This window comes from Clostridium drakei, from assembly GCF_000633595.2.
Lineage (GTDB): Bacteria > Bacillota > Clostridia > Clostridiales > Clostridiaceae > Clostridium_AM > Clostridium_AM drakei.
This window is the reverse complement of the sequence record NZ_JIBU02000034.1, coordinates 108,533-133,360: the sequence shown is the minus strand read 5'-3', so window position 1 is coordinate 133,360 and position 24,828 is coordinate 108,533. Positions and strand designations below refer to the sequence as shown.

29 protein-coding genes are annotated in these 24,828 nt (G+C 27.7%); 20 read left to right on the top strand and 9 right to left on the bottom strand.

Translation table 11 applies throughout. The annotated features are described in order from the left end of the window. Nucleotides 1-433: 433 nt before the first annotated feature. The 7 genes from gyrA to dnaA form a co-directional block, all read right to left on the bottom strand. Entirely contained in the window at nt 434-2,905 is a 2,472-nt protein-coding gene (gene gyrA, locus EG57_RS0217735) for a DNA gyrase subunit A (RefSeq protein ID WP_032078479.1), read from the bottom strand. 16 nt (nt 2,906-2,921) lie between these two features. Next, the gene (gene gyrB, locus EG57_RS0217730) at nt 2,922-4,835 is read right to left on the bottom strand and encodes a DNA topoisomerase (ATP-hydrolyzing) subunit B (RefSeq protein WP_032078478.1); all 1,914 of its coding nucleotides are present in this window, start codon (nt 4,833-4,835) and stop codon (nt 2,922-2,924) included. A gap of 15 nt (nt 4,836-4,850) precedes the next feature. Next, complete coding sequence (gene remB / locus EG57_RS0217725) at nt 4,851-5,114, bottom strand: extracellular matrix regulator RemB (RefSeq protein WP_007063331.1); 264 nt, start codon at nt 5,112-5,114, stop codon at nt 4,851-4,853. 14 nt (nt 5,115-5,128) lie between these two features. Then, entirely contained in the window at nt 5,129-6,220 is a 1,092-nt protein-coding gene (gene recF, locus EG57_RS0217720) for a DNA replication/repair protein RecF (protein WP_032078477.1), read from the bottom strand. A gap of 104 nt (nt 6,221-6,324) precedes the next feature. Then, nucleotides 6,325-6,531, bottom strand: a complete 207-nt coding sequence (yaaA, locus tag EG57_RS0217715) for a S4 domain-containing protein YaaA (protein WP_032078476.1) — start codon at nt 6,529-6,531, stop codon at nt 6,325-6,327. A gap of 23 nt (nt 6,532-6,554) precedes the next feature. Further along, nucleotides 6,555-7,658: a DNA polymerase III subunit beta gene (gene dnaN, locus EG57_RS0217710; RefSeq protein WP_032078475.1), complete on the bottom strand. Its 1,104-nt coding sequence runs from the start codon at nt 7,656-7,658 to the stop codon at nt 6,555-6,557. 260 nt (nt 7,659-7,918) lie between these two features. After that, on the bottom strand, nt 7,919-9,271 hold the full coding sequence (gene dnaA / locus EG57_RS0217705) for a chromosomal replication initiator protein DnaA (protein ID WP_032078474.1): 1,353 nt from the start codon (nt 9,269-9,271) through the stop codon (nt 7,919-7,921). Nucleotides 9,272-9,844: 573 nt separating this feature from the next. Here dnaA and rpmH point away from each other — a divergent pair. From rpmH to EG57_RS0217640, 13 genes are all read left to right on the top strand, one after another. Continuing rightward, entirely contained in the window at nt 9,845-9,979 is a 135-nt protein-coding gene (gene rpmH, locus EG57_RS0217700; RefSeq protein ID WP_029161070.1) for a 50S ribosomal protein L34, read from the top strand. A gap of 53 nt (nt 9,980-10,032) precedes the next feature. Next, nucleotides 10,033-10,365, top strand: coding sequence for a ribonuclease P protein component (gene rnpA, locus EG57_RS0217695; protein WP_032078473.1), 333 nt, complete (start codon nt 10,033-10,035; stop codon nt 10,363-10,365). Further along, nucleotides 10,365-10,574: a membrane protein insertion efficiency factor YidD gene (gene yidD / locus EG57_RS0217690; protein ID WP_007063338.1), complete on the top strand. Its 210-nt coding sequence runs from the start codon at nt 10,365-10,367 to the stop codon at nt 10,572-10,574. The genes rnpA and yidD overlap by 1 nt, the downstream gene beginning before the upstream one ends. 20 nt (nt 10,575-10,594) lie before the next feature. Next, complete coding sequence (locus tag EG57_RS0217685; RefSeq protein WP_032078472.1) at nt 10,595-11,254, top strand: membrane protein insertase YidC; 660 nt, start codon at nt 10,595-10,597, stop codon at nt 11,252-11,254. Nucleotides 11,255-11,268: 14 nt separating this feature from the next. Continuing rightward, complete coding sequence (gene jag, locus EG57_RS0217680; protein ID WP_032078471.1) at nt 11,269-11,892, top strand: RNA-binding cell elongation regulator Jag/EloR; 624 nt, start codon at nt 11,269-11,271, stop codon at nt 11,890-11,892. 50 nt (nt 11,893-11,942) lie between these two features. Next, the gene (mnmE, locus tag EG57_RS0217675) at nt 11,943-13,322 is read left to right on the top strand and encodes a tRNA uridine-5-carboxymethylaminomethyl(34) synthesis GTPase MnmE (RefSeq protein WP_032078470.1); all 1,380 of its coding nucleotides are present in this window, start codon (nt 11,943-11,945) and stop codon (nt 13,320-13,322) included. A 10-nt stretch (nt 13,323-13,332) separates the two neighbouring features. After that, nucleotides 13,333-15,222, top strand: coding sequence for a tRNA uridine-5-carboxymethylaminomethyl(34) synthesis enzyme MnmG (gene mnmG / locus EG57_RS0217670; RefSeq protein ID WP_032078469.1), 1,890 nt, complete (start codon nt 13,333-13,335; stop codon nt 15,220-15,222). 24 nt (nt 15,223-15,246) lie between these two features. Beyond that, on the top strand, nt 15,247-15,966 hold the full coding sequence (gene rsmG / locus EG57_RS0217665; RefSeq protein ID WP_032078468.1) for a 16S rRNA (guanine(527)-N(7))-methyltransferase RsmG: 720 nt from the start codon (nt 15,247-15,249) through the stop codon (nt 15,964-15,966). Between the two features lie 100 nt (nt 15,967-16,066). Next, nucleotides 16,067-16,843 carry a nucleoid occlusion protein gene (noc, locus tag EG57_RS0217660; protein ID WP_032078467.1) on the top strand — a complete coding sequence of 259 codons (777 nt, stop codon included), beginning with the start codon at nt 16,067-16,069 and terminating at the stop codon, nt 16,841-16,843. 221 nt (nt 16,844-17,064) lie between these two features. Then, on the top strand, nt 17,065-17,832 hold the full coding sequence (locus EG57_RS0217655) for a ParA family protein (protein WP_032078466.1): 768 nt from the start codon (nt 17,065-17,067) through the stop codon (nt 17,830-17,832). A 7-nt stretch (nt 17,833-17,839) separates the two neighbouring features. Further along, nucleotides 17,840-18,706: a ParB/RepB/Spo0J family partition protein gene (locus tag EG57_RS0217650; protein ID WP_032078465.1), complete on the top strand. Its 867-nt coding sequence runs from the start codon at nt 17,840-17,842 to the stop codon at nt 18,704-18,706. A gap of 57 nt (nt 18,707-18,763) precedes the next feature. Then, nucleotides 18,764-19,264 (top strand): DUF4446 family protein, encoded by a 501-nt coding sequence (locus EG57_RS0217645; protein WP_032078464.1) that lies wholly within the window; start codon nt 18,764-18,766, stop codon nt 19,262-19,264. 57 nt (nt 19,265-19,321) lie between these two features. Next, a complete protein-coding gene (locus EG57_RS0217640; RefSeq protein ID WP_032078463.1) occupies nt 19,322-19,576 on the top strand; it encodes a YkuS family protein in 255 nt (84 codons plus the stop codon). A 23-nt stretch (nt 19,577-19,599) separates the two neighbouring features. Here EG57_RS0217640 and yyaC read toward each other — a convergent pair whose 3' ends face one another. Together yyaC and ytvI are read right to left on the bottom strand one after the other, a co-directional pair. Continuing rightward, the gene (gene yyaC, locus EG57_RS0217635) at nt 19,600-20,205 is read right to left on the bottom strand and encodes a spore protease YyaC (RefSeq protein ID WP_032078462.1); all 606 of its coding nucleotides are present in this window, start codon (nt 20,203-20,205) and stop codon (nt 19,600-19,602) included. Nucleotides 20,206-20,317: 112 nt separating this feature from the next. Further along, a complete protein-coding gene (gene ytvI / locus EG57_RS0217630) occupies nt 20,318-21,373 on the bottom strand; it encodes a sporulation integral membrane protein YtvI (RefSeq protein ID WP_032078461.1) in 1,056 nt (351 codons plus the stop codon). A gap of 362 nt (nt 21,374-21,735) precedes the next feature. Here ytvI and EG57_RS0217625 point away from each other — a divergent pair, with 362 nt between their 5' ends. The 7 genes from EG57_RS0217625 (at nt 21,736) to EG57_RS0217595 (ending at nt 24,825) form a co-directional block, all read left to right on the top strand. After that, nucleotides 21,736-21,987 carry a putative Se/S carrier protein gene (locus EG57_RS0217625; protein ID WP_032078460.1) on the top strand — a complete coding sequence of 84 codons (252 nt, stop codon included), beginning with the start codon at nt 21,736-21,738 and terminating at the stop codon, nt 21,985-21,987. A 15-nt stretch (nt 21,988-22,002) separates the two neighbouring features. Next, nucleotides 22,003-22,875 carry a mechanosensitive ion channel family protein gene (locus tag EG57_RS0217620; protein ID WP_032078459.1) on the top strand — a complete coding sequence of 291 codons (873 nt, stop codon included), beginning with the start codon at nt 22,003-22,005 and terminating at the stop codon, nt 22,873-22,875. Nucleotides 22,876-22,879: 4 nt separating this feature from the next. After that, entirely contained in the window at nt 22,880-23,083 is a 204-nt protein-coding gene (locus EG57_RS0217615; RefSeq protein WP_007063407.1) for a DUF951 domain-containing protein, read from the top strand. Between the two features lie 94 nt (nt 23,084-23,177). Then, nucleotides 23,178-23,465 carry a 30S ribosomal protein S6 gene (gene rpsF, locus EG57_RS0217610; protein WP_029161054.1) on the top strand — a complete coding sequence of 96 codons (288 nt, stop codon included), beginning with the start codon at nt 23,178-23,180 and terminating at the stop codon, nt 23,463-23,465. An 11-nt stretch (nt 23,466-23,476) separates the two neighbouring features. Beyond that, a complete protein-coding gene (locus EG57_RS0217605; RefSeq protein ID WP_032078458.1) occupies nt 23,477-23,923 on the top strand; it encodes a single-stranded DNA-binding protein in 447 nt (148 codons plus the stop codon). A gap of 18 nt (nt 23,924-23,941) precedes the next feature. After that, nucleotides 23,942-24,199, top strand: coding sequence for a 30S ribosomal protein S18 (rpsR, locus tag EG57_RS0217600; protein WP_007063410.1), 258 nt, complete (start codon nt 23,942-23,944; stop codon nt 24,197-24,199). Between the two features lie 308 nt (nt 24,200-24,507). Continuing rightward, complete coding sequence (locus EG57_RS0217595) at nt 24,508-24,825, top strand: MazG-like family protein (RefSeq protein WP_032078457.1); 318 nt, start codon at nt 24,508-24,510, stop codon at nt 24,823-24,825. Nucleotides 24,826-24,828 lie beyond the last annotated feature (3 nt).

Below are 24,828 nucleotides of genomic sequence, written 5' to 3'. Positions count from 1 at the left end.
GGCTTATTTAAAATAAGATTTATATCTTACTTTCACTCTGTTTAATTTTCAAGGATCTTGTCGTACCCTGACGACTTTTATATCTTATCATGTTTGATTTATTTTGTCAAGAACTTTTTTTAAATCCTTTTTCATCAATCACACAACTTTTAAAGTATATCATGTGAATTTCTGTCTCTCAAACATTAATTAATTTAAGTTGCTGTACTTATCAGCGACATGTGTTATTTTATCAAATTTAATTTGTTTTTATCGTTAATTTATACCTATTATATTTAAATATAATAATTTTTCTACTTATATCTTGAAATTTCGATCTTTTTCTTATAAAGACACACCTGGTTTAGTTTTCTTAATAATATAAACAAAATACTGTTAATTATAAAGTTAAAACAGATGAGAGGTAGTAATACCTCTCATCTGTTTTAATATTTTATTCGTTTTCTGAAACTTTAACATCTTTTTCTTCATCAATTTTTTCTACATTTTCGTCATAGTTAATTTTAGCAATAGCAACTACCTTTTGTTCATCATCTGTTCTCATTAAAGTAACACCCATTGCATTTCTACTAGTTGTTGATATACCTGATACATTTAATCTTATAGCTACATTGCTGCTATTTACAAGCATCATTTCATCTTCATCTTTTACCACTCTAGCTCCAACTATAGCACCTGTCTTTTCTGTTATTTTATATGTTATCATGCCTTTTCCACCTCTTCTATGAGGAGTGTACTCAGATACAGGAGTCCTCTTTCCAAAGCCATTTTCACTTATGACTAAAACATCCTGACCTTCACATACTATATCCATAGCAACTACTATATCTTCTTTTCTTAATGTTATAGCTTTAACACCTGTGGCAGTTCTTCCCATAGGTCTTACATCTCTTTCATTGAATCTTATAGCATAACCATTCTTAGTAAATACAAGCACTTGACTTTCTCCTGTAGTCATTCTAACACCTATAAGTTCATCATCTTCTCTTAAATTTATTGCATTTAATCCATTTTTTCTTATAGATGAGTATTGGCTAACTTGAGTCTTTTTAATTATTCCTTGTCTTGTTCCCATTATAAAATAGTTAGTTTTATCAAATTCTTTAAATGTTATAACAGCCTGTATTTTTTCATTAGTTTCAATAGGTAATAAGTTTATTAAATTTACTCCTTTAGCTGTTCTACCTGCATCTGGTAATTCATATCCTTTTAACTTATAAACTTTACCCCTATTTGTAAAGAATAATATATTATTGTGTGTTGATGTAACAAACATATGTTCTACAAAATCATCTTCCTTGGTAGTCATTGCTTGTATTCCTTTTCCGCCTCTTTTTTGAGCAGAATATGTATCTGCTGCTATTCTCTTTATATATCCAGCATGTGTTAGTGTTACAACTACTTCTTGCTCTTGTATTAAGTCTTCTATACTTATCTCATTATCATTTTTTTGTATTTCAGTTCTTCTATCATCACCATATTTATTTTTTATTTCTGTAAGCTCTTCTTTTATTATTTTTAAAACTAATTCTTCTTTTGCTAATACATCTCTTAAATATGATATAGTGTTTTCTAATTCTTTATATTCATTTTCTATTTTTTCTCTTTCTAATCCTGTAAGCCTTTGAAGTCTCATATCTAATATAGCTTGTGACTGTTTTTCAGAAAGATTGAAACTATTCATAAGACCATTTTTAGCTTCTTCACCATTTTTTGAAGATCTAATAAGATTTATAACTTCATCTATATGATCAAGTGCTATTCTCAATCCTTCTAAAATATGTGCTCTAGCTAAAGCTTTATCTAAATCAAATTTAGTTCTTCTTCTTATTACTTCTTTCTGAAATTCTAAATAATGTACAAGAATTTGTTTCAAATTCAGCACTTCTGGTTTATTATTTACAAGCGCAATCATTATAATACCAAAAGTATCCTGCATCTTAGTATGTTTAAAAAGTTGATTTAAAACTACATTAGGGTTGGCATCTCTTTTTAATTCTATTACAATTCTCATACCTTCTCTGTCTGATTCATCTCTGATATCTGAAATACCTTCTATTTTTTTATCCTTAACTAAGTCAGCTATACTTTCTATAAGCTTAGCTTTATTTACTTGATAAGGTATTTCAGTTACAATTATTCTATGTCGTCCTTTTTCCTCTTCAATGTCAGTTTTAGCTCTTACAATAACTTTTCCTCTTCCAGTTTCATATGCATCTCTTATTCCTAACTTTCCAAGTATTATACCTGCAGTAGGAAAATCAGGTCCTTTTATTTCAGTCATTAATTCCATTATTGTTACTTCAGGATTATCTATAAGCATTGATACACCATTTATAACTTCTGTCAAGTTATGTGGAGGAATATTAGTTGCCATACCTACAGCTATTCCTGCAGATCCATTAACAAGCAAATTAGGGAATCTTGCTGGTATTACTGTTGGTTCCTGCTCTTCACCATCAAAATTGGGAATAAAATCTACTGTATTTTTATTTATATCTCTCAACATTTCAAGAGTTATTTTATTCATTTTAGCTTCTGTATATCTCATAGCAGCTGCACTATCTCCATCTACAGAACCAAAATTTCCATGTCCATTTACTAATGTATACCTAATAGAAAAATCCTGAGCTAATCTAACTAAAGCATCATAAACAGCCGTATCACCGTGTGGATGATATTTACCTAAAACATCTCCAACTATTCTTGCACACTTTCTATATCCTTTATCAGGTGTTAACCCTAATTCATGCATAGAATAAAGAATTCTCCTATGCACAGGTTTTAAACCATCACGTACATCTGGTAAAGCACGGCCTACAATAACACTCATAGCATAATCTATATAGCATTTTTTCATTTCATTGCTTATGTCTACTGGTAAAATCTTTCCTTCATTAAACATCAATTACACCTCTTTATTATATGTCTAGGTTTATAACCTTTTTGGCATTTTCTTGTATGAACTCTCTACGAGGCTCTACCTTATCACCCATAAGTATAGTAAAAATTTCATCAGCTGCCATAGCATCCTCTACTGTTACTTGAAGTAAGACCCTTTCGTCTGGATTCATAGTAGTATCCCAAAGTTGTGTGGCATCCATTTCTCCAAGACCTTTATATCTTTGGATATTAGTATTGTTATCTTTTCCACCCATATCTTCAAGCAACTTTTCCAATTCCTTATCAGTATAAGCATAATATTCCTTTTTACCTTTTGAAATCTTGTAAAGTGGTGGTTGAGCTATATATACATGTCCTTGATCTACTAGTTCTTTCATGTATCTATAGAAGAATGTGAGTAGCAATGTTCTTATATGTGCACCATCTACATCAGCATCTGTCATTATAATTATTCTATCATATCTTATTTTTTCAACATCAAAATCTTTACCTATTCCTCCACCAAAAGCTGTTATCATTGCCCTTATTTCTTCATAGCCTAAAATTTTATCTAACCTTTGCTTTTCAACATTCATTATTTTGCCACGAAGAGGTAATATAGCTTGAAATTTTCTGTTTCTTCCTTGTTTTGCAGAACCTCCCGCAGAATCACCTTCGACTAAGTATATTTCACATTCTTTAGGATCCTTAGATGAACAATCTGCAAGTTTACCTGGTAAAGATGTATTTTCAAGTATTGATTTACGTCTAGTTAATTCTCTAGCCTTTCTAGCTGCTTCTCTAGCACGTGATGCCATTAATGACTTGTCAAGTATTGATTTTGCTATTTGTGGATTTTCTTGAAGAAAAGAACTTACTCCCTCACCTACTATACCATCAACTATTCCTCTAACTTCACTATTACCAAGCTTTGTTTTTGTTTGGCCTTCAAATTGAGGATCAATAAGCTTTACTGATATAACTGCTGTAAGGCCTTCTCTTATATCTTCTCCAGATAAATTTTTATCATTTTCTTTTAAAATTCCAAATTTTTTTGCATAATCATTAAAAGCTCTTGTTAATGCAGATTTGAACCCAGCTAAATGCGTTCCACCTTCTACTGTATCTATATTGTTCGCAAAAGAAAATATATTTTCTGTGTATCCATCATTATATTGAATGGAAATTTCAACAGAACAATCTTGTTTATTTCCTTCAACATATATTGGCTCTTTATTAACTATCTGCTTATTTCTATTTAGATAAGATACAAAAGACTTTATTCCACCTTCATAATGGAAAACTTCTAGTTTATCTATTCTTTCATCACTTAGATTGATTCTTATATTTTTATTTAAAAATGCTAATTCTCTTAATCTTTGAGCTAATGTATCATAATCATAATCTACTTCATCAAAGATTTCAGCATCTGGCTTAAAGTGAATCTTAGTACCATGTCCTTCACTATCACCTACTACTTCAAGACCTGTTTTAACCTTACCTCTTTCAAATATCTGCTTCCATATATGCCCTTCTCTTTTAACTTCAACTTCACATAATTCTGAAAGTGCATTTACAACAGAAGCTCCTACACCATGAAGTCCTCCAGAAACCTTGTATCCACCGCCACCAAACTTTCCACCTGCATGTAAAACTGTCATTATTACCTCTACAGTAGGCTTTTTCATTTTTGGATGCATACCGACTGGCATTCCTCTACCATCATCAACAACAGTAATTGAATTGTCTTTATGTATAAAAACTTCTATATTTTTGCAAAAACCAGCTAAAGCCTCATCTATACTATTATCAACTATTTCATAAACTAAATGATGAAGCCCTCTAGCACTTGTACTTCCTATATACATTCCTGGTCTTTTTCTTACTGCTTCCAGTCCTTCTAATACCTGTATTTGATTTTCATCGTAAACTTGTTTTTTTTGTTCTGACATACCTATCCTCCTATTCTAAGGCTCATAATATAAAGTTTCTGATCTTTTAGTTAAAGTAGATGAAGAAATAGGTGATAAATAAATTTTACTTTTTTTATCAACTTCAGCTATGATAAAGGACTTGGGTTTATCCTTAGTAATCCTTTGAACAAAGCCATCTTCCTCAGCCATTCTCAAAAACTGAATGGTATCAGAACTATACATTGAATTTTCCACATCAAATATACCAATTATATCTTTTATTGGAACCACTATATTTTCACCTAAGTGTAAAAACATAAAACAATCTCCTTTCAAATTCTATTAACAAAACCTTTTTCAACTATAAATAATTGAGAATCTTTTTTTAAATTGTTTTTTATATCTTCAATTCCAGTACATGTTATAAATGTCTGTATATCACTAATAGAATTTAATATATATTTTTGTCTATTAGAATCGAGTTCAGATAAAACGTCATCTAATAAAAGAACTGGATATTCACCAATAGTTTCTTTTATTATTTCTAAAGAAGCAAATTTAATAGTTAAGACTGAAGTTCTTTGCTGTCCTTGTGAACCATAACTTCTAGTATCTACTCCATTTATTTTTATACTAAAATCATCTCTATGAGGTCCAAAAGATGTAATTCTCTTTTCAAAATCTTTTAATCTACTATTTTTTAATAAATTTAGAATTTCTTCTTCTGAATTATCAATACTTTTTACACTTGTTATATAGTTGAATTCTATATTTTCAGAACCTGAAGTTATATTTTTATGTATTATTATGCCCTTTTCTGTGAGTTTTTTTACATAATGATTCCTAGTTTTAACTATATATGCCCCATATTTAGAGAGTTGTTCGTCATATACTTGTAACATATCTAAATTTTTCTTATCCCATTTTCTTAAAACTACATTTCTTTCATTTAAAACCTTATTGTATTGAACCAGATTGAAATAATACTTTTTACTTAATTTGCACAATTCTATGTCTAAAAACTTTCGTCTATGTGATGGAGATTCTTTAACTATTTTTAAATCTTCGGGTGAAAACATAACTACATTAAAAATTCCCATAAGATCAGATATCTTATTTACTTTAATAGAGTTTACATTTACACCCTTTTTACCTTCTTTAAAAATTTTTATTTCTATCTTTTTATCTATTCTATCCTTTGAAACATACAAATTTATGTAAGCTTCTTTACCATTCCAATTTATAAGTTCTTTATCCTTATTTGTTCTTGGAGATTTTCCAATGCTGCAATAGTATATGCTCTCTAAAATATTAGTTTTTCCTTGAGCATTATTACCAATAAAAACATTTATATTTTTATTTAGTTCTATATTTAATTCTTTATAGTTTCTAAAATTAATGAGTTGCAAATATTTTATATACATACAAAAAACACCTAACATAATTATACCATACTATGATTAATGCACAATTAACATTAAAACATTGCCAAATAATAATTATAAATCAATTTATGTATTAATGTAAATTATATTATTTTATAAGTTTCTCCATCAAACTCTACAATATCTCCCTTTGTAAGCTTCTTTCCTCTTCTTACTTCAATTTCATTATTTACTTTAATTAAACCATCTTGTATAAACATTTTAGCTTCAGAACCTAAAGATACAGCTCCACACCATTTTAAAAAAGAGTCTAATTTTATAATATCAGTATTTATTTCTATTTCTTTCATAAATTAATTTCCTCACTTTAAATTTAATTATTTACTAATCTAACAGGTAATACAAGATATGTGCAATTATTAGTATTTTTATTTTTTATTATGCAAGGACTTACACTACTTGATAGTTCTATTACTACTTCATCTTCTTCCATTATTTTTAGAACATCAATAAGATATTTAGAATTAAATGCAATTTGAAGAGGTTCACCTTGCAAAATTATATTAAGTTCTTCCCTTACCATTCCTAATTGAGAATTAGAAGTTATTACCATGTTTTCATCTTCTATATCAAACTTTATAAGATTTGTATTGCCATCCTTACCCATAAGTGATGCTCTTTCTATAGAATTGAGTAATACTATTCTCTTAGCAATAATTTTTAAATTATATTCTTCTGGAATTATTGAATTATACTTTATAAATTCACCTTCTAAAAGTCTTGATATAATTTTAGTTTCTCCAATGCTAAATAGAATATGGTTTGGTGTAAATGTTATGTTTACACTTTCCTCATTTTCTTCTAATATTTTAGATACTTCACTTAAAGTTTTTCCTGGAATTACTGCATTTATTATGTTATCTGTATCTAAATTTTCAGATTTTAGTGCAAGCCTGTATCCATCAAGAGCTACTAAATTTAAATTTTTATCTTTTATTTCAAATAGTATACCTGTGAGTATAGGTCTAGTTTCATCTTGTGCTGTAGCAAATATGGTACCTCTTATCATATTTTTTAATATGTTTTGAGGTATACTAAATATCATATTTTCATTTATATTTGGAAGTTCAGGAAAATCTTCCGAATTCATGTGAATAAGAGTAAATCTAGATTTATTACATACAATCTCTATAGAATTATTGTCTATAGTATCTATATGTATAGTGTCATTATCCAATTTTCTTATTATTTCTCCAAATATTTTTGCATCTATAACTATACTTCCTTCTTCAATTATATCTGATTTTATTTTAGTTTCTATGCTTAAATCTATATCGGATCCTGTTAAAATCAATTCATTTTGATTAGTTTTTATATGTATTCCATTTAAAATAGGAAGAGTCGATTTTCCTGTTATAGCTTTTTGTACTGTAGATATTCCTTCTTGTAATATTGATTTTTGACATGTAAATTTCATAATATAAGTCCTCCTTATACACAATATATTTTTAATATATTATAGATTAGATAATTATATATATTTAGTAGTAATAGTAGTAGGGGCTGTGATTATGTGGATAACCCATATAACCGTTTATATAACTGAAAAATTAAGAAAAAATAATTGTGGATAAGTAAATACATAACATTTGACTTTATCCACATAATTAGAACAAAAATAATATTGTTTTGTTATCCACAAGATATTATTAAATAATTATAAACAGTTGTTTACAATTATTTTTGATTTATTCTCTTAGTAAGGTCGCTAACCGCGTTTTGAAGACTTTCATCAACTTTTAAATTTCCAGATATTTTTTCATAAGCATGTATTACTGTAGTATGATCTCTTCCACCAAATTCTTCACCAATTTTAGGTAGAGACATATCTGTAAGTTTTCGAGATAAGTACATGGCAATTTGTCGAGGAAAAGCAACATTTCGAGTTCTTCTTGCTGATTTAAAATCATCTACTTTGAGATTATAATAATTAGCAACCACATCTTGTATCAAATCTATAGTAACTTGCTTAGATTGTTTACTGGATATAATGTCCTTTAGAGCTTCAGCAGCTAAATCTACACTAATTTCTTTATTAGTTAGAGAAGAAAAAGCTACTATTCGAATAAGAGCTCCTTCTAATTCCCTTATGTTAGATTTTATTTTTGTAGCTATATATACCATAACTTCATTTGGTATATTTAGATTTTCTACATCAGCCTTTTTCTTAAGGATAGCCATTCTAGTTTCAAAATCAGGAGCTTGTATATCTGCAATAAGTCCCCATTCAAATCTAGAACGAAGTCTATCTTCAAGTGTAGGAATTTCTTTTGGAGGTCGGTCACTTGAAAGAATTATTTGTTTAGTGGCATCATGTAGAGCATTAAATGTATGAAAAAATTCTTCTTGAGTTCTTTCCTTACCTGCTATAAATTGAATATCATCTATTAAAAGAACATCAATATTTCTATATTTGTTTCTAAAATCTACATTTTTATCATCTTTAATTGAATTTATAAGTTCATTTGTAAATTTTTCTGATGATACATAAACAACTTTGGAACTTGGATTATTTTCTAATATATAATGACCTATAGCATGCATTAAATGGGTTTTTCCAAGACCAACGCCACCATAAATAAAAAGAGGGTTATAAGCTTTAGCTGGTGATTCTGCTACAGCTAAAGATGCAGCATGAGCAAACCTGTTACTATTACCTATTACAAAAGAATCAAAAGTATATTTTGGGTTTAGCATAGTTGACATTTCGTCATTAACATTTATATGTGATTTAGCATCTTTTAATTTTGTTTTTGGTTCCTCTGAAGTTTGAACTTCTTCAGAAGCTATTGAAAATTCAACATTATACTTTTTTGATGTAATAAGCTTTAATGCGTTTACTATCAAGTCCTTATATCTAGTATTAAGTATTCCTCGAGTGAAATCATTAGGAACACTTAAATGTAAGATATTATCGTTAATAGATAACGGGATAATACTTTTTATCCAAGTATTAAAACTTACTTCAGTGAGTTCACCTTTTATTATGTTTAATGTTTTTTCCCATATTTCTTTTAGATGGGCATTCATTTTGTATCCTCCAGTCTTAAATAAAAAATAAAATTAACAATATATGAACATAATTATAAACACTATTATAGTTTTTTGACAAATGTTTATAAAAATATTCACATGTTAACAAAAATGTTTATAGTATTACATTTTAAAAAGTTATCAACATGAGTAAAAAATAAATATTAAGATTATAAACAATGAATAATATTAAGCAGTTAGTTAAAAATATGAAAAGCATAAGTACTTTTCATATTTTTAGAAACAAGTTATGCACAATTTTATACACAGGTGTGCATAACTTTTAAAAAAAACAAGTTATACACAACTCTCTATTAATAATATCAAAACCTGACAACCTATTCAAGAAGTTATCCACAAAAAAGAAATAAAAAATGTCACAGGCTAGTTTTTATTTCTTTTTTTACTTACAGAATTTATGTTGACATTGTAACTTCATGAATATATAATTTAATAGTGAAACTTTAAACATGGTAATGAGTTGATAATTAACTTAAGCAAGTAATCCTCATAGGCTTAAAGTGAGTTTTAGAGGGTCATATAACTTACTTAAAAGGGGGTGTAGTTAGAATGTTCATGACTTATCAACCAAAAAAGAAACAAAGAAAAAAAGAGCATGGCTTCAGAAAAAGAATGAGTACTTCATCAGGAAGAAACGTTCTTAAGAGAAGAAGATTAAAAGGTAGAAAAAGATTAACAGCATAAGGGCCGCTTTTGTGGCCTTTTTCTGCAATTGCAGAAAAAAAGGAGCAAGATAAATGAAAAACCAAAAAGTAAGAAAAAATTCAGAGTTTAGGTTTATATATAGACGAGGAAAATCTTTTTCTAATCATTTATTAGTGTTATATTTGTATAAAAACAAAAAAAATGTAAATAGAATAGGCATATCAGTAAGTAAAAAAGTAGGTAAAAGCGTTACCAGAAATAGAGTTAAACGATTAATTAAGGAAAGCTATAGATTAAATAATAGTGAATTAGTAACAGGATATGATTTGGTTTTTATAGCAAGAAGTGCTGCTAGTGAAAAGAGTTATAATGAAATAAGTTATGCTATTAGAAATCTTTTAAAAAGGGCAGGGCTGTATAATTAATGAAAGAATTTTTAATTTTTTTTATTAAATCATATAGAAAGTATATATCTCCTTTAAAGAGGCCTTGTTGTAGGTTTTATCCTACATGTTCACAATATGCTTTGGATGCTTTAGAAAAGTATGGTGTATTAAAAGGTGGATTTTTGGCTATAAAAAGAATATTAAGGTGTAACCCTTTTAATAAAGGTGGATATGATCCAGTTAAATAAATCGTCAGGAGGTTTATATTTTGCAGTATTTAAATAATGCATTTGTTCAATTTTTTGAATTAGTACATCATGGAGTAGCAGGAGTAATACCTAGTAAGAATGTTTCTTATGGTATAGCAATTATTTTAGTTACACTTATAATTAGAATTATATTGCTTCCTCTAAATATAAAACAAACTAAATCTTCATTAGTTATGAGTGAATTGCAACCAGAAACAAAAAAAATACAAGAAAAATACAAAAATGATCCACAAAGAGCACAGCAGGAAATGATGAAGCTTTATAAAGAAAAAGGAGCTAGTCCGCTCAGTGGATGTTTACCAATGCTTATTCAATGGCCTATATTCATAGCACTTTATTATGTATTTAATAATTTGCATGGCATAGATGGAGTTCATTTTTTATGGATAAATGATTTGGCAAAAAGAGATGTTATTCTTGCTGTTTTATCTGGTTTAACTACATATTTTTCTGGATCTTTGATGATGATGTCAGGAGATAGCGCTCAAGCTAAGCAATCAACTACAATGAATGTAGGTATGTCTATATTTATGGTATTTATTAGCTGGAGTTTAAAATCAGCTTTAGTATTATATTGGGTAGTAAACAATTTAATTCAGATAGCACAAACATTAGTAATGAAGAAAGTTGATAAAAACAAAGGCAATATTAAAGCCTAGGGGGTGACCTGTATATGAAGGTTATAGAAATGACAGGAAGAACTGTTGAAGAAGCTTTGAAAGTTGCTTTAAATGATTTAAATGTTACAGAGGATAAAGTTGAAGTAGAGGTTTTGGACTCAGGTAAAAAAGGTTTTTTTAATATAGGTTCAAGACCTGCGAAAATAAAAGTAACGGTTAAGAGAGACTATATATATGAAGCTAAGACTTTTCTAAGAGATATACTAAATTATATGAAAGTTAAAGCTGAAATAAAGACAAAAGAAGAAGGTAATTTAATAAAAGTATCTTTAACTGGTCCAGATATGGGTATACTTATAGGGTATAGGGGTGAGACTTTAGATTCATTACAATATCTTATAAGCCTTGTTGTTAATAAAGGACATGAAGGTGAATACAAAAGAGTAATTTTGGATACTGAAAATTATAGATTAAAAAGAGAAGAAACTTTAAAAAGACTTGCAAGAAGAATAGCAGATAAAGTTAGGAAAACTGGAAGATCTGTAAAATTAGAGCCAATGAATCCTTACGAAAGAAGAATAATTCATTCTGCGCTTCAAGATGATATTTTAGTAGATACATATAGTGAAGGAGAAGAGCCTCATAGAAGAGTTGTAGTGGATTTAAAGAAAGCCTAATGGCTTTCTTTTTGCTTTATAAATAGTAAGTTTTAATAAGGAGTGAGGTAATGAAAGAATTTGATACTATAGCAGCAATAAGTACTGTTTTAGGAGAAGGTGGTATATCCATCATAAGAGTTTCTGGAGATAAAGCATTAAAGATAACAAGTGCTTTGTTTAGAGGAGTAAATGAAAAGAAATTAGATGATATAAAACCCTATACTATTAGGTATGGGTTTATTATAGAAAAAGATACTGGGGATACTTTAGATGAAGTTTTGCTAAGTTACATGAAAGCACCTAGAAGTTTTACGGCTGAGGATACAGTTGAAATAAATTGTCATGGTGGTGTAGTAGCAACAAAAAGAATACTAGAAGAAGTAGTTAAAAATGGAGCTAGGATAGCAGAACCAGGTGAATTTACAAAAAGAGCATTCTTAAATGGAAGAATCGATTTAAGTCAGGCAGAAGCGGTTATAGATATAATTAGGGCTAAAACTGAACTTTCAATGAAATCAGCTGTAGCTCAATCTAAAGGAAAAGTTTCAGAAGAAATAAGTTCAATAAGAAACAAGCTTTTGGAAATTGTTGCTCATATAGAGGCCACAGTAGATTATCCAGAAGATGACTTGGAAGAGGTAACTGCAGATAAAGTTACAATACAGTTAAAAGATGTAGTTGAAGGTATGGATAACATATTAAAAACTGCTGAAGAAGGAAAAATAATTAGAGAAGGCCTTAACACTGTTATTGTAGGAAAGCCAAATGTAGGGAAGTCTTCACTTTTGAACTCTCTTTTAAAAGAAAAAAGGGCTATAGTTACAGAAATACCTGGAACTACAAGAGATGTAATAGAAGAATACATAAATATAGATGGTGTACCTGTAAAAATTGTAGATACTGCAGGAATTAGAGAGACAAGTGATTTTGTAGAGAAAATAGGAGTTGAAAAATCTAAAGAAAAGATAAATGAGGCTGATTTAATTATATTAATGTTAGACTTAAGTAGAGAATTAGATAATGAAGATAAGGAAATTATAGATTATATAGAAGATAAAAAATATATAATTTTGTTAAATAAAAGTGATTTAGGTGGTAAAATAAATAAAGAGGATATAAAAAATCTTAATTACAATTATATAGTAGAAACTTCTGCTAAAACGGGTGAAGGATTAGATAAACTTAAAGAATGCATAAGAGAATTGTTTTTTAAAGGAGAAGTTACATCAAAAGATATACTCATAACAAATTCAAGACATAAAGAGGCATTAATAAGAGCAAAAGAAAGTTGTGATCAAGCTTTAGATGCATTAAGAAATACATCAGCTATAGATTTAGCTTCTATAGATATAAGAAATGCTTGGATGAGATTAGGAGAGATAACTGGAGATACATTAGAAGAAGATATAATAAATAAAATATTTTCAGAATTTTGTTTAGGAAAGTAGGAAAAATTGTATGGAATATTTTGCTGGAGAATATGATGTAGTTGTAATTGGAGCAGGTCATGCGGGTTGTGAAGCAGGCCTAGCTTCAGCTAGAATGGGTTGTAAAACTTTAATGTGTACTATGAATTTGGATAGTGTTGGATTTATGCCATGTAATCCTAATATAGGAGGTACAGCTAAAGGACACTTGGTAAGAGAAATAGATGCATTAGGTGGAGAAATGGGTGTGAATATAGATCAAACATTTATTCAGTCAAGAATGCTTAATACATCTAAGGGACCTGCTGTCCATTCTTTAAGAGCTCAAGCTGATAAAAAGAGATACTCTGAAAGAATGAAACATGTTATAGAAAAGGAAGAAAATCTTTATTTGAGACAAATTGAAGTTGTAGACATAAAAGTAGAAAATAATAAAGTTTGTGGTGTATTGACTAAAAATGGAGCTTATTTTAAAACAAAAGCTGTTATACTTACTACAGGAACTTATTTAAGAGGAAAAATTATAATAGGAGAAGTTAGTTATAGTGGAGGACCAAGTGGACTTTTTCCAGCTAATGAATTATCACAAAAACTTATAGATTTAGGAATAGAGCTTAGAAGGTTTAAAACAGGTACACCTGCAAGAGTAAATAGAAGAAGTGTTGATATTTCAAAAATGATAGAACAAAAAGGTGATAAAAAAATAATTCCTTTTTCATTTATGAGTGATAATATTGATAGAGATCAAGTATCTTGTTATTTAACATATACTACAGATGATACACTTAAAGTTATAAGAGATAATATACATAGATCACCATTATATAATGGAACTATAAAATCAGTAGGACCTAGATATTGTCCTTCTATAGAAGATAAAGTTATGCGATTTCCTGATAAAGAAAAGCATCAAATATTTATAGAACCAGAAGGAGAGAATACAGAAGAATTATATGTAGGAGGTGCTTCCAGCTCATTGCCAGAAGAAGTACAGCTTGCTATGTATAAAACAATAGAAGGGCTTGAAAATGTTGAAATTTTAAGAACAGCTTATGCAATAGAATATGATTGTATAAATCCACAGCAACTTAAGTTGTCATTAGAATTTAAAAGTATAGAAGGGCTTTTTGGAGCTGGACAGGTAAATGGAAGTTCAGGATATGAGGAGGCTGCAGCACAAGGAATTATTGCTGGAATAAATGCTTCTCTTAAAATAAAAGGAAAAGAACCTTTGATTTTGAAAAGATCAGATGCATATATAGGTGTGCTTATAGATGATTTGGTAACTAAAGGTACAGAAGAACCATATAGAATGATGACATCACGTTCAGAATATAGATTGATTTTGAGACAGGATAATGCAGATTTAAGATTGACAGAGATAGGTCATAATATAGGTTTAGTTAATGAAGAAAGATATAATAAATTCTTAAAAAGGAAAAAAACCATAGAAGAAGAAATAGTTAGAATGAAAAATGTTCAAATTAATCCTAAAAAAGAAGTTATTCAATTCTTGTCATCATTAAATTCTACAGAACTTAAAAAATCTATCAGTTTATATGAACTTATAAAAAGACCTGAACTTGATTACTTTAAAGTAGAGCTTTTGGATAAAGATAGAATTGAATTACCAGATGATATAAAAGAAGAAGTTAATACTATTTCAAAATATGAAGGATACATTAATAAGCAATTAGAACAGGTAGTACAATTTAAAAAATTTGAAAATAGAACTATATCAGATAAAATTGATTATAATGATATAAATGGTTTAAGATTAGAGGCTGTACAAAAATTGAGTAAGGTGAAACCTATGAATATAGGTCAAGCTTCAAGAATTTCAGGTGTTTCTCCTGCAGATATATCAGTACTTTTAATATACCTTGAAAGGGAATATAGAAGTAAAAATGAAAGTAATTAAATGTTTTAGAATGGAGAATAATTTATGGAATATTTTGATATAATGAGTCAGGCATGTAAGGATATAGGATTACCTTTTAATGAAGATACTTATAATAAATTTAATCAGTATAAGGATATGATTAAAGATTGGAATGAAAAAATTAATTTAACAGCTATAGTTGATGATGAACAAATATTTAAGAAACATTTTATAGATTGCATAAAAATTTTTAAATTTTCTCCTTTAAAGGAAGCTAAAAATATTATTGATATAGGTACTGGAGCTGGATTTCCAGGAATACCTATAAAAATTATGAAACAAGAATTAGACTTAATACTTTTAGATTCTTTAAATAAAAGAGTGAATTTTTTAAATGAAGTAGTAAGTAAAATTAAATTAAATAATGTAGAGACTATTCATGGTAGGGCAGAAGATTTTTCTAGGCAACCTAAGTATAGAGAACAAGTTGATATTGCAGTATCAAGAGCTGTTGCAAATCTTGCAGTGTTAAGTGAATTGTGTATTCCATATGTCAAAGTTGGAGGATATTTTGTCGCTATGAAAGGGCCTTCTGTAGATGATGAAATTAAAGATGGTAAAAGAGCAATATCTATTTTAGGTGGAAAAATTGATGATGTTATAAAAATAAGTATTGAGGATAGTGATTTAGATCATAATCTTGTTATAATAGAAAAGATAAAAGAAACACCAAAGGCTTATCCTAGAAAAGCTGGGACAGCTAGTAAGAAGCCTTTAAAATAATTGTAATAATTTGTAGGAAAAAAATCATGAAAAACAGAAGGATTTTATAAAAAGATAAAGAAATGTTAATAATAGGAAAACTCAAGAGGGATGGTTAAATATGCAAGAAAATATTAATTATATACCAGTTGATTTAATTTCACCTAATATATATCAACCCAGAAAACATTTTGATGAAGAAAGTTTAGATGAGTTAGCACAGTCTATTAATACATATGGCATAATTCAACCTTTATCAGTTAGAAAAATAGGTGAAGATAAATATGAATTAGTAGCAGGTGAAAGAAGACTGAGAGCAGCTAAAAAAGCTGGATTAGAAAAAGTTCCAGTTATAATAGTAGATATAAGTGACAGGGAATCTGCAGCTATTGCACTTTTAGAAAATTTACAAAGAGATAACTTGAATTTTTTAGAGGAAGCGGAAGCTTATTATAATTTAATAAAGGATCATTCATATACACAAGAGAAATTAGCAGAGGCTATAGGAAAGAAACAGTCTACTATTGCAAATAAAATTAGATTACTAAGGTTAACACCTGAAATAAGAAATATTGTTTTAGAAAATAATTTAACAGAAAGACATGCTAGAGCATTGCTTAAATTGCCTACAGAAAAACTTCAAAAAACTGTTTTAAATGCAGTAATAAAAAAATCATTAAATGTTAAAAGTACAGAAATATTAGTAGAAAAACAGCTAAGTAAATTAGAACCTAATAAAGGAAAAGATAGTAAGAAAAAAATAAAAGGAATATTTTCACCTAGAGTATATATAAATACAGTTAAACAAGTATTTGATAGATATGGACTTAATGCAAAGTATTCATCTGAAGATTTAGAAGATGAAATACAAATTACTATAAAAATACCTAAAAAATAAAATGTTTCACGTGAAACATTTATTAAATCCCATAATCATTCAAATTTTACTTAATTTTTCTTTGAGCTATTTTAATAGCTCAATTTTTTTTTCAAAACTTAAAGTGAAATTTTTGTTAAAGTACTTTAAATGTTTCATTTAAAAATATATAATTAAAAATAAGGCATTTATATCACGAATAATAATTTACTAATGCTTTTATTATAAGGTTGGTGGCGATAATGAAAATAATATCAATATTTAATCAAAAAGGTGGAGTTGGAAAAACTACTACAGCTATAAATTTAAGTTCTTATCTAGCTATGCAAGGTTATAAAGTATTAAACATAGATATTGATCCTCAAGGTAATACTACTAGTGGATTAGGATTTGATAAGAGAACTATTAATGAATCTATATATGATGTTTTAACTTCTGATGTAAGTTTAGATGAAGTCATGAAAAAGTGTGAGTTAGTGGATAATTTTTATATTATACCATCTACAATGGAATTAGCTGGAGCAGAAGTCGAACTTATAGATAAGCCTAATAGAGAAAATATCTTAAAGGAGAAAATTAAAAAATTAAATGAAAAGTTCGACTTTATATTTATAGATTGTCCTCCATCTTTAGGATTACTTACTATTAATGCTCTTACATTATCTAACAGTGTACTTATACCAATACAATGTGAATTTTATGCGTTAGAAGGTGTGGGACAACTTGTAAACACCATACAACTTGTAAAGAGGTCCCTCAACAAGAATATTGAAGTTGAAGGAGTAATTATGAGTATGTATGATGGTAGAACTAAACTGTCAAATGAAGTTGTAAATGAAGTGAGAAAATATTTTAAAGATAAGGTTTATGACGTAACTATTCCAAGAAACATAAGATTGGCTGAAGCACCAAGCTTTGGTTTACCAATAATGCTTTATGATGACAAGTGTAGAGGAGCAGAAGCATATGAAAATTTAACTAAAGAATTCCTAAAAAGACAAAAGGAGTGAGATTATATTGAATAAAAAGTTTGGATTAGGAAAAGGGCTTGGAGCTTTGATACCAGATCAACCAATTAGTGAAAATGAATCTAAAACTAATGATAGCGTAAATTTAATAAATATAAATTTGATAAAAGCTAATGGAAGTCAGCCAAGAAAAAATTTTGATGAACATAAAATTATCCAACTTTCAGAGTCAATAAAAGAACATGGCATTATTCAACCTATAGTATTAAAAGTTGATGGAGATACATATAGCATAATAGCAGGGGAAAGAAGGTGGAGAGCAGCTAAAATTGCGGGTATTAAAGAAGTTCCTGCAATAATAATGGATTTATCTGATAAGGAAATTTTGGAAGTTTCTTTGATAGAAAACATACAGAGACAAGATTTAAATCCTATAGAAGAAGCGTTAGCTTATAAAAGGTTAATTGAAGATTTTAAATTAACCCAAGAAGAATTAAGTAATAGGATTGGTAAGTCAAGAACTTCTGTAACAAATTTGTTGAGATTGTTAAATATTGATGATAGAGTAAAGGATTATTTAATTGATGGTGTTATATCAGAAGGGCATGCAAGAGCTTTGCTGAGCTTAGAAAATAAAGATATGCAATATGAATTGGCTCAAGAAATAATAGATGAAGGCTTAAGTGTAAGACAAACAGAAAAACTTATTAAAAATATAAGTAGCAAAAAAGAATTACCTAAAAAACAATCAAATGATTTAAATCCATATTATATTGATATACAAAATAAATTAGAAAATTTATTTAGAACTAAAGTTCAATTAAGCGATAAAAAGAATAAAGGTAAAATAGAAATAGAATATTATTCTGGCGAAGATCTTCAAAGAATACTTGAAATATTAAAAATTACAAATTAAACTATAAATTTTCAGCTCTAATGTTTCACGTGAAACATTTATGGAAGGAGAAACAAAATGCAAAACATCATAGGAATAATAAACAATTTTCAAATATATATTATTAGTGCACTTTTTATAATAGTAATAATACTATTTATTATGGTAATTTGTGCTTTTAAATCATTAAGTAGGATGGAAAGCAGATATAGGAAATTTATGAGAGGTGTAGATAATAAAAATTTAGAAGAATTAGTAACAGGTTATCTAGATAAAATAGATAAGGTAGAAAAAAATTCAGATGATATAAAAGAACTATATAAAACATTAGATTCAAGAGTAAAAGGATGTGTTCAAAAATTATCAGTAGTAAGATATAGAGCATTTGAAGATGTGGGAAGCGATTTAAGCTTTTCAATATCATTATTAGATGAAAATAATGATGGCGTTATCATTACTGGAATATATGGCAGAAACGAAAGTACTACATATGCTAAACCAGTTGATAGAGGAATATCAAGATATGATTTATCAGAAGAAGAAAAACAAGTATTGCAAAATTGTTTAAATAAAATTTAAAGTAATGAATAATAAACCTCCTTAAGGGAAATATTAACCTATAAAGGAGGTTTTTTTATGAGAATTTTTGTTTCAGAAGAACTTATATATATGAAACAGCAATTAAAAAAAAGAGGATACAATGTAATAGATGAAATAAAAAATCAAGAATGCGATGTTATAATATGCAATTTAAAAAATGGTGGACTAATAAATTCTAATATGCATAATAGTCTAAAAGAAGAAGGCATGCTAATAATAGATTCTGGAAGTAAAAGTATAGAAGAAATAGAATGTATACTAAATAATAGATCATATAACAGATTATTTTAAGATGCCTTCAAAATTTATATTTTTTATTGAGCATTAGCATTTTGTGTAAACTTGTTAGTAAAAATTTTAGTAGATTTTTTACCACCAATAGTTTTTAGTATTGAATGATATAATCCTCTATATATAACTTCTACAATTTGCATTACTGTAAATAACCTTGTATTTTGTAAAACCATAAACTCCATAGCGCCAGATATGTTTACTATTCCTGTTATACTTAAATCTCCAACTTGAGGCAAATCTTTATTCATAGCAGAGCCAGGTTTTAGTGGCTTTGATTCTAATACTATATTTCCAACGTTTTGAATACTACCTAAACATGCATCAATAGCTATTATAAAAGGATTTTCAAATTTTTTATTAACTTCTTTTATAATATTAGAAAGGTTTTTTGCATGAACAGGATTTTCAAGATTTCCATATAAAAATACTTTATCTCGAATTAAAAATTTTAATTTATCTCCTACTAAAGGACCTAGGCTGTCGCCAGTGGATCTATCAGTACCTATACATAGAATAATTATAGGCCTACCTAATTTAGCTATAGGATAAATTTCTTTGCTTAAAACATCTCTTAACTCAAAAACAGAATTTGGTGATGAGGAATCTAATACTAATTTATTTATCATATAAAAAACCTCCTGTTATTATGAATTTTAACCATATGAAGGTTATTTATACGTAAATTTTTATTTTTACATATAAAAAGTTCCTAATAAATGAATATTAGGAACTTTTATTTTAAACTATATTAATTTTTTTAAATATATTATAAAAAACTACAAGAAATATACAAAAAATTATACCAGAAATTCCATTTAATTTAAGACCTACAAATAAAGCTGCTAAAACTGCTACTGGATTTATTCCTAAAGAAGATGATACAATTTTTGGCTCAATTATTTGTCTTATTATAGATACTAAAATATAAGAAATGATAATTCCAAATGCAGTTATATAATTTTTGAATAAAAAAATATATATAATAGCAAGAGGAATATATATAGTTCCTATACCTAAAATAGGTAAAATATCTACAAAAGCACATAATACACTTAGAACAATTGCATATTTTACTTTGAAAAATAAAAATACTATAATAGTTTCTAAAAAAGTTATGCCTATAATAAGTAAATAAGATATCATATAATTGACAAGCATTTTTTTTGTTTCTAAATAAATATAAAATATTTTATCTGTTTTGTTTTCTGGAATAATATTTAAGACCTTATCTTTAACGTCTACAATATCTTTAGTGAAAAAGTATGTAGCAAGTAAAGTAAAAAGTATGACCATAATTATATATGGAATTGATGTCAAAAATCCTATTAAGGTAGATACAATTTTACCAGTAATAAATACAGTTATATTGGAAAGTTTAGTAATGAGACTAGAAAAGTTCTTATCTACGGCATTAGTTATATTAGGATCAAGGTTTTTATAATATTTTTGAAGCTGTTCTAAGGAATCATATACATTAGATGAATTTTTTGAAATATACGATTGAATATTTTTACCTAATTGAATAGCTTCTGATGTAAACGTACCTATTCCAAAAGATAAAATTAAAACTAAAACAGTGAAAAATATTATTGTGGTTATTAAAGATGCTATTGAGCTTTTAATTTTAAATGTTTGCATAATATATCTAGTAGGTCTTTTTAGAACTAATGCAAATACTAAAGCTAGTACGAATGGTAGAGTATAATTTATAGTGCTGAAGAATGTAAAAAAAATTATAGTATATATTATAAAAAAGCTTACAATTTTGTCAATTTTGTTTATTAAATCTTCCATTTAATTCACTCCATTTTAAAAGAATATATGGTGAGGTATATATTTTTTATATGTTTCTAAATATTGAATAATAAATTGTATAAGTATTATTTAAACAATATTTACAAATAATACCTCATACAGATTAATGCAAATGAAATTTTTATAAACTCACATATATAAGTAACGCTATGAAATATTATTTCTGTTATAATAGAATGTAATGTTGTATAAGTCATAGCTTATTTTTGATAAGTTTGGAAAATTATCATATTAATGTATAACATTCTATTATATACAATTATAAACTAAATTGATTGTATATAAAATAAAAACTTTAATTTGAAAGGGGGAAAATTCATTTTAATAATGAATTAGAATTTATGGATATTTATTACATTATAACTTTTCAAAATACACATGGGGCTATAAGTGGTGAGAGTATTTTAAAAAATAATAATATTAAGGTAGAAATAATGCCAACACCAACATTAATTACCAAAAGTTGTGGAATAAGCATAAAGATTGAAACTGAATCTATAAATCAAGTAAAAAGCTTAGTAGAAAATGGTGAATTAGCAATAAAGAATATTTATGAGAAAAATGGAACTGAGTATAAAACTTACAATATATAAATATAGGTGATAATAATGAAAAACTTAATTTATCTTTTTACTCTAAATTTAAATTTGGATAAGTATGGAATAAGAATTGGAGATTTAAATAAACAGAGTATTTATAATTTTGGATTAAATATGGTTAAAGTAATAGTTATTTTAGTATTTATGTACTTAATTATTAAAATAGGGAATGGAATTATAAATAGATATGTTTCTAAACAAAAAAGTTTTAAATTTTCTTTAGATGATAAAAAAGCTAAAACAGTAGGTGCTGTTTTAAAAAGTATACTTAGATATTCGGTATATTTTTTTGGTATTTTTGCCATAATAGAAGTTTTATTTAATAAAATTGGATTAACTTTTGCAGGAATAGGAGGAGTAGCTTTAGGCTTTGGTGCTCAAAGTCTTATAAAGGATGTTATTAATGGTTTTTTTATATTATTTGAGGATCAGTTTACTGTTGGGGATTATATTAATGTAGATGATAAGGGTGGAATAGTAGAAAGTATGGAACTCAGAGTTACAAAAATAAGAGATTTCAATGGAGATTTACACATAATACCTAATGGACTTATAACCAAAGTAACAAATCATTCAAGAGGTAACATAAGGATTATGGTAGATGTAGATGTATCTCATGATGAAGATTTAGATAGAGCAATAAAGATAATATCGGATTTATGTGATAAGTTTAAAGCAGAAAATGAATGTGTTACGGAAGGACCAAAAGTATTGGGTATATCTGCATTAAAAGAAGATAGAATTACTATAAGAGTTGCTGGAAAATCTAAACCTATGACTCAATGGGATGCTGAAATGAAACTTCGAAAAGAAATAAGAGATGTTTTAAATAGTGCTAATATAAAAATACCTTATGCAAAAGTAAAGGTAGTTAAGGAGTGATAAAATGGTAAAAAATTTTTATCTTGGTGATATAGTAGAAATGAAAAAGGGACATCCATGTGGAGGGAATGCTTGGGAGATAATAAGACTTGGAGCTGATATAAAGGTAAAGTGCTGTAACTGTAGCAGAATAGTTATGATACCTAGAAGTAAATTTGAAAAAGATGTAAAAAAAATAATAAAACAGAATGTTCCAGAAGAGAAATAGCTTGATTTTTATAAGAATAAGTGATAAAATATTTAATTGTGATCCCTGCTGTGTAAAGCACAGCCGTTAGTCCAAGGGGAGGAGGTGAAATCTAATGAGAAAATATGAAACTATATTCATACTACACCCATCATTAGACGAAGAAGCTGTTAAAGCTAACGTTGAAAAGTTCAAGGGCGTAATAGAAAATGGTGGAGGCGTAATAGATAACGTTGATGCTTGGGGCAAGAGAAAGCTTGCTTATGAAATAAACAAGATTGGCGAAGGTAATTACACTCTAATAAATTTCAGCGCTGATCCTGAATTACCAAAAGAATTAGATAGAGTATTCAGAATTACAGATACTGTTATAAGACATATAATAGTTAAGAATGAAAAATAGGTGGTGTTTTTATGAACAAGGTTGTTTTAATTGGAAGATTAACCAAAGATCCTGAGTTGAAATTTACTCCAGGAAATGGTACAGCTGTTGCCACCTTTACTTTAGCCGTTGATAGAAAATTTTCTAGAGATGGCCAAAAAGAAGCTGATTTTATCCCTATAGTAGTATGGGGAAAACAAGCTGAATCTACAGCAAACTATATGAGCAAAGGTAAGCTTATGGGAGTTTGTGGTAGAATTCAAACTAGAACATATGATGCTAAAGACGGTACTAGAAGATATGTTACTGAAGTTGTTGCGGATGAAGTACAATTCCTTGAATGGGGAAGTGGAAATAAATCAGCAGCACCATCATTTAACGAAACTTCATCTGAACAATTTGGAAATACTCAAGGCTTTAATGAAAAAGCCTATGGAGAGGATATCACTCCAGTAGATGATGGAGATATCCCATTTTAAAGGTAAGGAGGGATAAGTATGCAAAATAATAGAGATGGCGGCAGAAGAAATTCTGGCAAAATGAGAAGAGCTAAAAGAAAAATTTGCAGTTTTTGTATGGATAAAGCTGAATCAATAGATTACAAAGATATAAATAAGTTGAGAAAGTATGTTACAGAAAGAGGTAAAATTCTTCCAAGAAGAATTTCTGGAAACTGTGCAAAACATCAAAGACAACTTACAGATGCTATAAAGAGAGCAAGAAACATAGCATTACTACCATTCACAACAGAATAGTGGATTTAAGGTGAAGGATTTTTTATTCTTCACTTTTTATTTTTTGTCAATTTATATAACATTATAAATTGACAATATTATTTATAAAACTTATACTTTAGAATATGATTATGGTAAAAGCATACAAGGAAATATTTTTATGAAAACGTTTCTTAAGTAAATAGTACTAACAAGTGGTACTAACATAATTTAAAATATCAAGTAATTATTACTATTTGTTAGATAAAATTTTAATAAGTATAGATTTATTGCATAAATGCATAAAAATAACTAAAATAGAAGTATAGTTTTAAGGGGGATGGGGGTAAATGAGAAAAGAAGATTTTAATATAATGTATAATGTGAAAGTAATAGAAGAATTGAAAGCAGATCTTTTATGTACAATTGGTGATTTGTTTAAAATACTTACTAAAGGTAGTAATATAGCTCAAAATGCCATATTAGATTGTATTTCAGGGGCAATAATAGTATTATACTTACTATCTGAACGACTTGGATATTCACATACAGCTGTGGATGAGAACATGAAAAAAAAGTTAAAGGTAGGAATAATAGAGGAGGATAAAATAGAGAAAGAAGGTAAAGATTTAACTAAGTTGTATAATCATTTAAAGGAAAGAGAATAATGG

Bases quoted from the DNA above. Each gene is read 5' to 3' on its own strand.
- ytvI (WP_032078461.1), bottom strand. From the start codon at position 21,373: ATGGAAGATTTAATAAACAAAATTGACAAAATTGTAAGCTTTTTTATA.
- dnaN (WP_032078475.1), bottom strand. From the start codon at position 7,658: ATGAAATTTACATGTCAAAAATCAATATTACAAGAAGGAATATCTACA.
- yidD (WP_007063338.1), top strand. From the start codon at position 10,365: ATGAAAGAATTTTTAATTTTTTTTATTAAATCATATAGAAAGTATATA.
- remB (WP_007063331.1), bottom strand. From the start codon at position 5,114: ATGTTTTTACACTTAGGTGAAAATATAGTGGTTCCAATAAAAGATATA.
- rsmG (WP_032078468.1), top strand. From the start codon at position 15,247: ATGGAATATTTTGATATAATGAGTCAGGCATGTAAGGATATAGGATTA.
- EG57_RS0217645 (WP_032078464.1), top strand. From the start codon at position 18,764: ATGCAAAACATCATAGGAATAATAAACAATTTTCAAATATATATTATT.
- EG57_RS0217640 (WP_032078463.1), top strand. From the start codon at position 19,322: ATGAGAATTTTTGTTTCAGAAGAACTTATATATATGAAACAGCAATTA.
- rpsR (WP_007063410.1), top strand. From the start codon at position 23,942: ATGCAAAATAATAGAGATGGCGGCAGAAGAAATTCTGGCAAAATGAGA.
- rpmH (WP_029161070.1), top strand. From the start codon at position 9,845: ATGTTCATGACTTATCAACCAAAAAAGAAACAAAGAAAAAAAGAGCAT.
- gyrB (WP_032078478.1), bottom strand. From the start codon at position 4,835: ATGTCAGAACAAAAAAAACAAGTTTACGATGAAAATCAAATACAGGTA.
- EG57_RS0217595 (WP_032078457.1), top strand. From the start codon at position 24,508: ATGAGAAAAGAAGATTTTAATATAATGTATAATGTGAAAGTAATAGAA.
- jag (WP_032078471.1), top strand. From the start codon at position 11,269: ATGAAGGTTATAGAAATGACAGGAAGAACTGTTGAAGAAGCTTTGAAA.
- EG57_RS0217620 (WP_032078459.1), top strand. From the start codon at position 22,003: ATGAAAAACTTAATTTATCTTTTTACTCTAAATTTAAATTTGGATAAG.
- EG57_RS0217605 (WP_032078458.1), top strand. From the start codon at position 23,477: ATGAACAAGGTTGTTTTAATTGGAAGATTAACCAAAGATCCTGAGTTG.
- recF (WP_032078477.1), bottom strand. From the start codon at position 6,220: ATGTATATAAAATATTTGCAACTCATTAATTTTAGAAACTATAAAGAA.
- dnaA (WP_032078474.1), bottom strand. From the start codon at position 9,271: ATGAATGCCCATCTAAAAGAAATATGGGAAAAAACATTAAACATAATA.
- gyrA (WP_032078479.1), bottom strand. From the start codon at position 2,905: ATGTTTAATGAAGGAAAGATTTTACCAGTAGACATAAGCAATGAAATG.
- mnmE (WP_032078470.1), top strand. From the start codon at position 11,943: ATGAAAGAATTTGATACTATAGCAGCAATAAGTACTGTTTTAGGAGAA.
- yaaA (WP_032078476.1), bottom strand. From the start codon at position 6,531: ATGAAAGAAATAGAAATAAATACTGATATTATAAAATTAGACTCTTTT.
- EG57_RS0217625 (WP_032078460.1), top strand. From the start codon at position 21,736: ATGGATATTTATTACATTATAACTTTTCAAAATACACATGGGGCTATA.
- yyaC (WP_032078462.1), bottom strand. From the start codon at position 20,205: ATGATAAATAAATTAGTATTAGATTCCTCATCACCAAATTCTGTTTTT.
- rpsF (WP_029161054.1), top strand. From the start codon at position 23,178: ATGAGAAAATATGAAACTATATTCATACTACACCCATCATTAGACGAA.
- mnmG (WP_032078469.1), top strand. From the start codon at position 13,333: ATGGAATATTTTGCTGGAGAATATGATGTAGTTGTAATTGGAGCAGGT.
- rnpA (WP_032078473.1), top strand. From the start codon at position 10,033: ATGAAAAACCAAAAAGTAAGAAAAAATTCAGAGTTTAGGTTTATATAT.
- noc (WP_032078467.1), top strand. From the start codon at position 16,067: ATGCAAGAAAATATTAATTATATACCAGTTGATTTAATTTCACCTAAT.
- EG57_RS0217615 (WP_007063407.1), top strand. From the start codon at position 22,880: ATGGTAAAAAATTTTTATCTTGGTGATATAGTAGAAATGAAAAAGGGA.
- EG57_RS0217655 (WP_032078466.1), top strand. From the start codon at position 17,065: ATGAAAATAATATCAATATTTAATCAAAAAGGTGGAGTTGGAAAAACT.